9 protein-coding genes and 1 tRNA gene are annotated in these 9761 nt (G+C 40.2%); 8 read left to right on the forward strand and 2 right to left on the reverse strand.

All coding sequences use genetic code 11. The features are described from left to right. Nucleotides 1–220 precede the first annotated feature (220 nt). The 5 genes from B5F25_RS19800 (at nt 221) to B5F25_RS19815 (ending at nt 2147) form a co-directional block, all read left to right on the forward strand. Entirely contained in the window at nt 221–607 is a 387-nt protein-coding gene (locus tag B5F25_RS19800) for a HEPN domain-containing protein (RefSeq protein WP_087251596.1), read from the forward strand. Then, entirely contained in the window at nt 586–882 is a 297-nt protein-coding gene (locus B5F25_RS19805; protein ID WP_087251597.1) for a nucleotidyltransferase domain-containing protein, read from the forward strand. Before B5F25_RS19800 ends, B5F25_RS19805 begins: the two co-directional genes overlap by 22 nt. A gap of 9 nt (nt 883–891) precedes the next feature. Continuing rightward, nucleotides 892–1410, forward strand: a complete 519-nt coding sequence (locus tag B5F25_RS19810) for a hypothetical protein (protein ID WP_087251598.1) — start codon at nt 892–894, stop codon at nt 1408–1410. Between the two features lie 270 nt (nt 1411–1680). Next, nucleotides 1681–1795 (forward strand) — tRNA-Phe (locus B5F25_RS22030). 115 nt (nt 1796–1910) lie between these two features. After that, complete coding sequence (locus tag B5F25_RS19815; RefSeq protein WP_087251599.1) at nt 1911–2147, forward strand: nucleotidyltransferase domain-containing protein; 237 nt, start codon at nt 1911–1913, stop codon at nt 2145–2147. 165 nt (nt 2148–2312) lie between these two features. Here B5F25_RS19815 and B5F25_RS19820 read toward each other — a convergent pair whose 3' ends face one another. Both B5F25_RS19820 and B5F25_RS19825 read right to left on the reverse strand, forming a co-directional pair. Further along, on the reverse strand, nt 2313–2954 hold the full coding sequence (locus B5F25_RS19820) for a response regulator transcription factor (RefSeq protein WP_087251600.1): 642 nt from the start codon (nt 2952–2954) through the stop codon (nt 2313–2315). Beyond that, nucleotides 2935–4836: an ATP-binding protein gene (locus B5F25_RS19825; RefSeq protein ID WP_087251601.1), complete on the reverse strand. Its 1902-nt coding sequence runs from the start codon at nt 4834–4836 to the stop codon at nt 2935–2937. Before B5F25_RS19825 ends, B5F25_RS19820 begins: the two co-directional genes overlap by 20 nt. Nucleotides 4837–5297: 461 nt before the next feature. On the opposite strand from B5F25_RS19825, the gene B5F25_RS19830 reads away from it, so the two are divergent. Genes B5F25_RS19830 through B5F25_RS19840 form a run of 3 tightly spaced genes read left to right on the forward strand, consistent with a single transcriptional unit; the run spans nt 5298 to nt 9373 of the window. After that, entirely contained in the window at nt 5298–7283 is a 1986-nt protein-coding gene (locus B5F25_RS19830; protein WP_087251602.1) for a PL29 family lyase N-terminal domain-containing protein, read from the forward strand. Nucleotides 7284–7303: 20 nt separating this feature from the next. Next, nucleotides 7304–8041 (forward strand): fimbrillin family protein, encoded by a 738-nt coding sequence (locus B5F25_RS19835; protein WP_087251603.1) that lies wholly within the window; start codon nt 7304–7306, stop codon nt 8039–8041. 3 nt (nt 8042–8044) lie between these two features. Beyond that, on the forward strand, nt 8045–9373 hold the full coding sequence (locus B5F25_RS19840; protein WP_140406995.1) for a hypothetical protein: 1329 nt from the start codon (nt 8045–8047) through the stop codon (nt 9371–9373). Nucleotides 9374–9761: the final 388 nt, after the last annotated feature.

Below are 9761 nucleotides of genomic sequence, written 5' to 3' on the forward strand. Positions count from 1 at the left end.
TAACCAAGATCAGGAAGAAAATTAATGCCAGACCGAGAGAAAAACTCAATTTCTCGACTCCGGCTGAGGTCTTTTTCAAAAATATTTCGTAATGTTGCACTCGCTGGTTGACTCTGCCATTATAGACTTAACAACTTTATTTGCTCTGTTTTTCAATATCAAATGATTGTTTCTCACAGAAATTCTATATATTTGCACTTGATACAACATTAAAAGCTCAATGAATGACAAGGTGATATATTGGATTGAGATGTCAGATTATGATTTTGACACAGCAAAGGCAATGCTTGAAACCAAGCGTTACCTTTATGTTGCTTTCATGTGTCACCAAACAATAGAGAAGATTCTCAAAGCATATTGGAGCAATGTGTTGGAAGAACCACCTTTGAAGATACATAGCTTATCAAGACTTGCTGAGAAAAGCGGTTTGGATAAGGATATGTCAGAAGAACAAACGGACTTCATAGACGAGCTTGAACCATTGAACATAGAAGCACGTTACCCCTCATATAAGGAACGGTTGATGAAAAGTCTGACCGCTGACCGTTGCAAAGATTTGATTGAACAAACAGATAAATTAAGAACATGGATAAAGAGCAAGCTATAAAATTGGCACAACGCTATAAGGCAGTAGTCGCAGAACGGTTGCCCTTAAAGGCTCTTTACCTTTATGGCTCATACAGCAAAGGCAACCATACAGAGGACAGCGACATTGACATTGCTGTCGTGGTGGAACGAATGAGTGATGATTATTTTGAAGATACTCCTTTATTGTGGAAACTGAAACGTAAGATAAGCAATCTTATAGAGCCAGTTCTACTTACAGAGGATACAAATAATCCTCTCTATGCCGACATTCTTAAAACAGGAATACTTATATAAAGAAGCTATATGAATGATTTAATAAAATCCAAATTATGGACTATCGTACATAAAAGTAAAGTACATGATAAATTTGCAGGCTACAAATTGTTATTATCAGATTCAAATTGGAATGATTATGGATATTATACATCTTATCAACTGTGGTTGCAACTCCCTAACGAAAAAGGAATCAATCTAAAAATAGCAGAATTAAATATATTAAATGTCGAGCAGAAAGCAGGTGAAAATCCAATCATATCAACAACATCATCTATGTTTACTTTTATTAGAGATATTGAAAGTGCATATATGATTTTATTTAACTTAACGCTCAAAGAACGAAACGAACTAAAAGAAAGTCTTAATATCCAGTTCCAATATGAGGCAATTAAAAATGAGCCAGCATTTCAGAAATCCGTTTTAAGAGGAACAAATGAAATAGATTTTAAAAGGTTGCAAAAAGAAATAGAACGTATTATAACTTGCCCATTAGATATATCAACAGCTTTAATAAATTACAAGGAACGTATTGACATGGCTTTTTAGAATAGCTATTAGATATATTAAGCCGTTTTATTCTATATTTCAGCAATTAGAATATAGTGGCTTTTCAAGTATTTAGAAACATCTGAATAAATTGCACCTATATGACTGATTCTCTTATTATTACTTGCATAGTTCAACTGAATTTGCTAACTTTACACCGAGATAACAAACATATTTATTAACAATTACAAGTCGTTTAAACCCATGTTTAAACCAAGTGAGTAGATAATAAGATTACGAGTGATTCTTGCAACTCTACTGATTCATAAAGTGCCATAGCTCAGTTGGTTGCATCCAAAAGTGAGCGTCAGCGAGCTTTCGGATGCCGAAGAAGAGCAAAGGACTGAAAATCCTTGTGTCACTGGTTCGATTCCCGTTGGCACCACAAAGAGTCAGAGAGTTACAGCGATGTAGCTCTCTTTTTTATTGCTTTATTGGGAGTCCGAAATAAAAAGGTTTTTCAACATCAAATGATTGTTTCTAAAAAGAATTAGCTATATTTGCCCTTAAAGGATCTTTACCTTTATGGCTCATACAGCAAAAGCAACCACACAGAGGACAGCGACATTGACATTGCCGTTGTGGTAGAACGAATGAGTGATGATTATTTTGAAGATACTCCTTTATTGTGGAAACTGAAACGTAAGATAAGCAATCTTATAGAGCCAGTTCTACTTACAGAAGATACAAACAATCCTCTCTATGCAGATATTCTCAAAACGGGAATACTGATATAAACAGAAATATAGAGACCTATCCAATATAGGACCACTTATATTTATATGAGATAAGTAATACAATTGTTAATAATTATGTGTAAGCCGAGGTGTAAACTACGGTGAGTTTTCCTCCAGTATGCACAACCTGCATAAGCTTGATGCCAATAAAAGTTTTGGTTTCCATCAAAATAATCCTTTGCATTTGCTGACCAATTCGGCTACATTTTTCGCATTCATTTTCTCAAGCAGGCGTTTGCGGTAGGTTTGTATCGTGTTTATGCTGAGATACATGCGCCGGGCTATTTCTCGCGTACTCAGCCCTTGCATGAGGTATGTCAACACTTCTTTTTCCCGGTCAGACAAGGTACGGTAAGGTGACCTGTTCTCGGTTCTGCTCCGTTTACCGTACAATAGACTGAATGACTGGCTGAAGTATTCCTGACCGTTCCGTATGGCATTTACTGCCATGGGAATTTCATTAAGGTCAGCGTGTTTGGATACAGCTCCGCTAATGAAATTGCGGATGTCCGATTCGTATAGCTTGGTAGCTATCCAAGGCTCCTCATGCATAGTATATACCAGAATGGGGCATTGCGGCAGATGTTCGTGTATCATTCGGATGAGGTTGAAACCGTCTGTGCCCGGAAATTCCAAATCGGTGATGCACAGGTTGAAATCCGTTCCCGTAAGGACTTGCTTTAACGTGTTCAAGTCGTTGGCTTTCATGCAATGTGCTTGGATATGCGTACTAAGTAACTTTTCCAAGCCGTCGGTCACGATGGGATGATCATCTATCATAAGGATGTTATACAAATTCTCGTTCATTGGATTCGATTTTGAAAGTCATTATAAAGCGGTTCTCTTTTTCGTCGGTCTGTTTTTCGATTGTAGCCCGGATGGCTTTGGCACGGTCGCTTATGGTGCGTAGTCCGATGCCTTTTTCTTCCGTTTGGGGACGGTTCGGGTATATGGGATGTCCGTTATCTGTAATCTGTAAGAGGATATTTCCGTCTGTATGGCGGCTGAGGCGGATGCCGATGCTTGAAGCGTCGGTATGCTTGATGACGTTCATGGTGATTTCCTGCACGATGCGGTACACTTCGCGGGCGGTCCTTTGGGGCAACGCGTCGGGTGGCGTTGGCGAAGATGAGCTTTCGTTATAGCTGACGCGGACACCCGTGTTTTCCGTGAGGCTTCGGGCATATTGGCTCAATATCTCATTCAGGCTGAGGCTTTCGAATTCGGGCGGCATCAGTTCGTGCGAGATGGTTCTTACGTTTTCCCTTACCTGTTTGATAGCCTCAGCCATTGACGCCTGTTTTTCCGTGCGGGCTTTCATTTCGAGGGCAAGCAGGTCGTTGGCGGTACCGTCGTGAAGCTCTTTGGCGAAATGCCTGCATTCTTCTTCCAATCCTTCGATGTAGCTTCGTGCCGATTCCAGTTCTTTTTCTTGCCTCATCCGGAGCAGTTCCCGTTCGGCGTTCCTCCGCTTGTGGCGTTGCTGGAGCAGGATGATAACCAGACATGCCAGTCCGGCTATCAGGGCGAGAGCTATCTTCAGCGAGTCGGCTTCTTGCTTCAAGACTTTCTCGCGGAGCCGGGTGATTTCCAGTTCTTTCTCTTGTGTCTCGTATTTCACCTTCACTTCCGCCATTTGCGAGGTGACTTCTTGCTTGGCGAGCGAGTCTGCCCACATCCGTGCGCTGTCCATATAGGCGAAGGCTTTTTGCGGATTTCCCAAATGATGATAGCAGACCGCCATTTTTTCGAAAAGCGATTTCTTTTCGCTTCCCGTCGGATGGGTATTCAGGTAGATAAAGTCTTTCAGGGCTTCGGCATACCGCTTTTGTTCGTAGTTCGCCAAGCCTCGTGTCTGGATGAATCCCACGGCGGAAATGTTATGGGGCGGGAGCTTTCCCAAAAGTTTGTTCCCTATGCCGATGTAATAACGGATAGAGTCGGTCATCCCTTTGCGCTGGAAGTACCGGTACATGCCGGGGATGCAGCGCACTTTCCATTCCGCATTGCCTTCGGGACCGCATGCGATTTGCCACGCTTGTTGGATGGAAGCCCCCGCTTCTTCTGTCTTCCCGATTTGCGCCTTGATGGCGGACCGCACTTGCCAAGCAGCGAATGTGGTGGGAAGGTCGTCGGTTTGGAGCACATACTTCAACGCATCGTCGATGTGCCTTTCCGCGTCTTCATAGTTCCGCAGGTTAAAGTAGAATACTGCCAGGTTCAGGTTGAGGTTTCCTATCCAGCTCTTGTCTCCGTATTGCCGGGCGGCATCCAGTGCCTTGTTATAGAAATAAAGGGAAGAATCTTGCCGGTTGAACCGGTGATAAAGCACACCCAGGTCGTTGTACACGCTGACGTGTTTTTCCAAGTCCTTCACTTCGGGCAAGTAGGGCAATACGCTTTTCTTCATCTCCAGCGAGCGGGCGAGTTCACCTTTATAGAAGAGCAAGGTGGCTTGCTCGTTGAGCAGAACCGGATAAAGGGGCGAGCCGGTTACGCCTTCCGTAGCAAAAGCCTTGTCGAAACAAGCCTGAGCCGAGTCGTATTCGCCTTCTCCCATAAGCGAGACTGCCTGGTCATAGAGATGCGCCAGAAGGGTATCGGTAGGCAATTCTTTTCCTTTGCTTTCGGATAAAGGTATCACGAAAGCGGAAATCAGCAGGATAAGATGCAGGCAATACGTGCGCATACGTGTTTATAATAGTTAACCGAAGGCAAAAATAGTAATTTATTTGAAACCTCATGCCGGGTGGTTGGATTTTTTTTCTTGCCTGCATCGTTTTTCATGCTTCAAGCATGTGTTTTGACGAACATAAGTGAGTTGCCTGTTTAACATAAGTAACTCAGGCGTTTCACATAAGTGAGTCGGCTGATTCACTTATGTTCGTTTGCAGAGGCTCTAAAATGAATATCCAGCTCATGTAGGGGCGTATTGCATACGCCCGAATGCGTCCACTAATCCACGAGGACGTTTCCAGGGAGGGCGTATGCGATACGCCCCTACAGGCAAACTGGACAAAATGCAGTGTTCATATAATGAACATTTCCCTGTAAAATCACTGTTTTAGGTGACAAATCGGTTTGAGAAAAATTCCTTAATTTGCAAAAAGAATATAAATATAGGTAAAGTTAAACTAAATTCGAACGATTATGAAAAGGTTTATTTATGCAACGATGTGCATCGTGTCGCTCTGCTTGGGCGGATGTGAGTACGATGATGCAGAAGTATGGGATGCCATCAATGATCAGGAAGAGCGCATCGCCGCACTGGAAGAATGGCAAAAGACGGTGAACGAGAACATTGCCGCCCTGCAGGCAATCGTAAACGGAAACGATTACATCACTTCGGTGGAGGAACTGAAAGAAGGGGATGAGGTTATCGGTTATACCATCAATTTCTATCGCCAAGGCGAGGTGACTATCTATAACGGCAAGGACGGCGAGGACGGAGAGATGCCCGTTATCGGTGTGACCGAAGGCGAAGACGGACGCTGGTATTGGACGGTGAACGGCGAGCTTATGGAAGATGCCGATGGCAATCCGGTATGTGCCAGCGGAAAAGACGGTGAAGACGGAGAGGATGGCGAGGACGGACAAGACGGAAGTTCGTATACAGGCGTTACTCCGATAATTAAGTTGGGTTCGGAATTAGGGCTTGATTATAATCAGTATGCATCTTACTTATCTGTAGATGGAGGAAAGACTTGGACGCAGATGAATGTGACGTTGAATTGGGATGGAAGTATTCTGGAAGCGATTTATGATTATGGTGAGTATTATTATTTCCAGTTTAGCCAAGACCAATGGGGAAATACGCAAGGAATTTCTATTCCGAAATACGGTACGGCTTTGATCTTTTTTTATTCAGAAGGAGACGGCAATTGGGCAACTGGTATAGCTAATGGAAAACAAGCCGTTTCTAAAGGAAAATCATTTACAATCAGAGTACAGAACTATGATAATGAAGGAGAATGGACATGCGATGTCGTGAATTCTGAAGGGGGAGAACCATCTTCGTGGAGTTTCACACGAAATGGTGATATTTTGGAATGTGCGTCTGCTCTCGAAGGTTCTGTTACATTGAAGTTTACGTATGTCGGATCGGATAATTCAGTAACTTATTATCAGATAACGTTAACTTCGTATGAAGCGGAAACGATTAAAAAAAATGATAATCTGGCTTTGGTAGAAGCCCTTACGAATGCTTTGGGTACTTATATTCTGAACGAGGACGGTGATGTGGAAGTCACTCCTGAGCTGATTCAGAATACAACATATCTTGATATATCTGATAAACAGATTACCAGCCTTGACGGTTTAGAGTTTTTTACAGACTTAAAATATTTGGATTGTTCGGGTAATTCATTGGCTTCATTGGATGTATCAGTTTTCTCTGAGCTAACAGAATTGTATTGTGATAATTGCTTTAGTCAATCATCGCAAAGCCGTAGCTATGAAAATGGTGTATTGGATTTATCTGCGAATATGAAATTGCAGACTTTATCTTGTACGGAAAATTGGCTGACGGAGTTAATATTGCCTGCTACGTCGACATTGCTGTCAATAGATTGTGGTGATAATCAATTGAAAGATTTAGATGTAAGTGCAAATACAGCTCTCAATGATTTATGTTGTATAAATAATCAATTAACAACAATTGATATTACAAACAATACAATGCTTGCATATTTAGAGTTGGGGTATAATCAACTTGTAAAAATAGATGTAAGTAAGAATATATTACTTTGTAGGATAGGAATCGCGGGGAATAAATTGACGGAACTTAATGTTTCATTTAATACGAAACTAACAGATTTGTATTGTGGTGCTAATCAATTGATGCAGCTGGATGTGGAGCAATGTAAAAACTTGCAATATTTGGGTTGTGAATACAACTGTTTAGCTCGATTAAATGTGTCAAGTAATGTATTATTGCAGAGTCTTGCTTGTGGAAACCAGCATACGGAAAATGGTTTTGCTCAGCAATTAATATTGACTATAAATGAGGATCAGCAGGCACTTTGGGAAGCTGATTGGCAATATTCTTCTTTTAATTCTAATGTAATCCTTGCCGATGGCTTGGTACATTCGTCCGGAGGAAGCGGAAGTAATTTCGGTAATGGAGGCGTATATTAATATAATAAGGTATAGGAATTATGAAAACACAATATAGAAACAAGTTATGGCTGGCTGCTCTTCCGTTGGCATTCGCAATGGGGGCTTGCCAAAATGAAGAGATTGTAGAATCCGGTCAATCGGCAAATGTAGAAGGGCAGACCATATTGCGTGCTACAATGGGAGGTTATGATACTCTGCAAAGCCGTGCGCAAGTGGAGTTGGGCAATGAAGACGAAAGTCAGGAAGTGTTTATATGGAACAGGGATGATAGATTTACGCTGTATGATAGAGAAAATCCTATAGTTTCAAGTCTTTTTACTATATCGAATTATGATGATATGAGCCCTAGTACTGAAGCAACCTTTATAAGTGAAGATGGAATAGTAGAAGGTACGAATGTAACTGCTATTTATCCTGTACAAGAAAGGAATATGCTTAATGATAGTATTTTGACCCTTGTGCTTCCAGATATTTATGGAGGAACTTTCATGTACGATAATTCTTATTGGGATCAGAGAGAGTTTATGACAAGGAATATGCTCATGTATGCAACGGCTCAAATGGAAGGGGCAAATACCCGCTTGGAGTTTAAGCATTTGTGTGCCATGGTTCGTGTCTCTTATACTAATATTACCGGAGTGGATCAAGAAATTTCGAGTGTCAGAGTGGAAACAGGAACTAATTGCATGAATGATACTTTGCGCTTTAATTTGAAAGACAATACTTATAAAGCGGTAGAGAATTCTGCAAGTGTAAGTTTAAGTTTTAACGATTAGACTGTGGCACCGGGACAAACGGAAGATTTCTATATGTTGTTTATTCCTACTGGAAAAGCATTTCCTTCGAGTGATTCTATCTATGTGTCTATTAACGGTGATTTGGAAGTTCGGATTTCTACTCAACAAATCCCTGAAGGTTTCCAGCCGGGGATGCGTTATTGGTTTAAGGTGATGCAGACTAAAGATGACGGCTTGATTTTTAAAAAAGATGCTCCTGAAACATTGATAACAAACTTGCCGTTGATTAACTATCTGGAAGAATATAGAGGTGTAAACTTTGTCAATAAAGATGAAAACGGATATGTAAATGTATGGGATAATATAGAGCAGATTAATCAAGTAACTAGCATGGATCTTAATTATGCAGAGGGTATAGAAAGCATAGATGGCATAGAATATTTCACAAACCTTACTTATTTGAATGTCGCAAATATGGGATTGACATCATTGGATGTTTCTATGTTTCCTAATTTAGAAACGTTGGAATGTTGGAATAACCAATTAGAAAAATTAGATGTATCTGCAAATTCCAAATTGACCGGTTTAGTTTGCTATGAAGCAGGCTTATCTGAGTTGAATGTAACTTATAATCCGGAATTGCTTGTATTAAATTGTGGCGGAAATAATATCACTAACTTAGATCTTAGCCGGAATCTTAAATTGCAAAGTTTAGATGTTGGTGGAGAATATGGAGGTAAATATAACCCGATTACTTCGCTGGATATTAGTAACAATATAGAACTGAATCATTTAAATTTGATAGAATGTCATAATATAACTAGTGTAGATGTTAGTAAACATACAAAATTGGAATCTTTTTTGTTTCCTGAAACAGGTATAACTTCTATCGATTTAAAGAATAACCCGGCATTAAGCAGATTGACTTGTTATAATACTCCGATAACACAATTGGATTTAAGTAATAACAAATCGTTAACATTCTTGTATTGTGATGGAACTGAAATATCAGAATTGAATTTGAGTAATAATCCATTACTTAATTGGGTACAATGTGCTGATATATCAATAACGAAGTTAGATGTGAGCAAAAATCCTTTACTTGAAATGTTGTGGTGCCGAAGTACTCTAATTACGACTTTAGATTTGAGCAACAATCCGGAATTAACCGATCTGAATTGTGGAAATTGTTGCTTAAAAGAGCTTGACATTACCAACAATCCTAAATTAACGTGGATCTCTTGTGAAGGTCAGAAGGAGAATTACGAATCTATAGAGTTAACATTATATCTTACTCAAGAGCAAAACGATAATTTGTGGGCAAATATGGATAAAAGTATGGTAGAAAATGTTACGCCTGTTGTAAAATAATATTGAGTTAGTAATAGAATATTTATTGAATAGTTATTGCGGTCGGAGTCCGGGAGGATTTCCGGCCGTTTTTATATAAGTTATCTATCCCTGTATTGTAGTAAGCATTCTAAGAAATACACATTGCATGCCCTATGGTTTGATTGTAATTTTGCCCCCGCATAACAATCAAACCGAATAGCAATGAACAGTAAGCATTCTAAGAAATACACATTGCATGCCCTATAGTTTGATTGTAATTTTGCCCCGCATAACAATCAAACCGAATTGCAATGAACAGAACTGAATTTGAAGAATTAGAAATGCAGGTGCAACAAAGCGGCCTGTCATTGAAGTCGTACCTACGACAGATAGGAGTGAGTTATTCCACCTATCACTATTGGCAAAA

The organism is Bacteroides sp. An19 (assembly GCF_002160215.1).
Taxonomy (GTDB): domain Bacteria; phylum Bacteroidota; class Bacteroidia; order Bacteroidales; family Bacteroidaceae; genus Phocaeicola; species Phocaeicola intestinalis.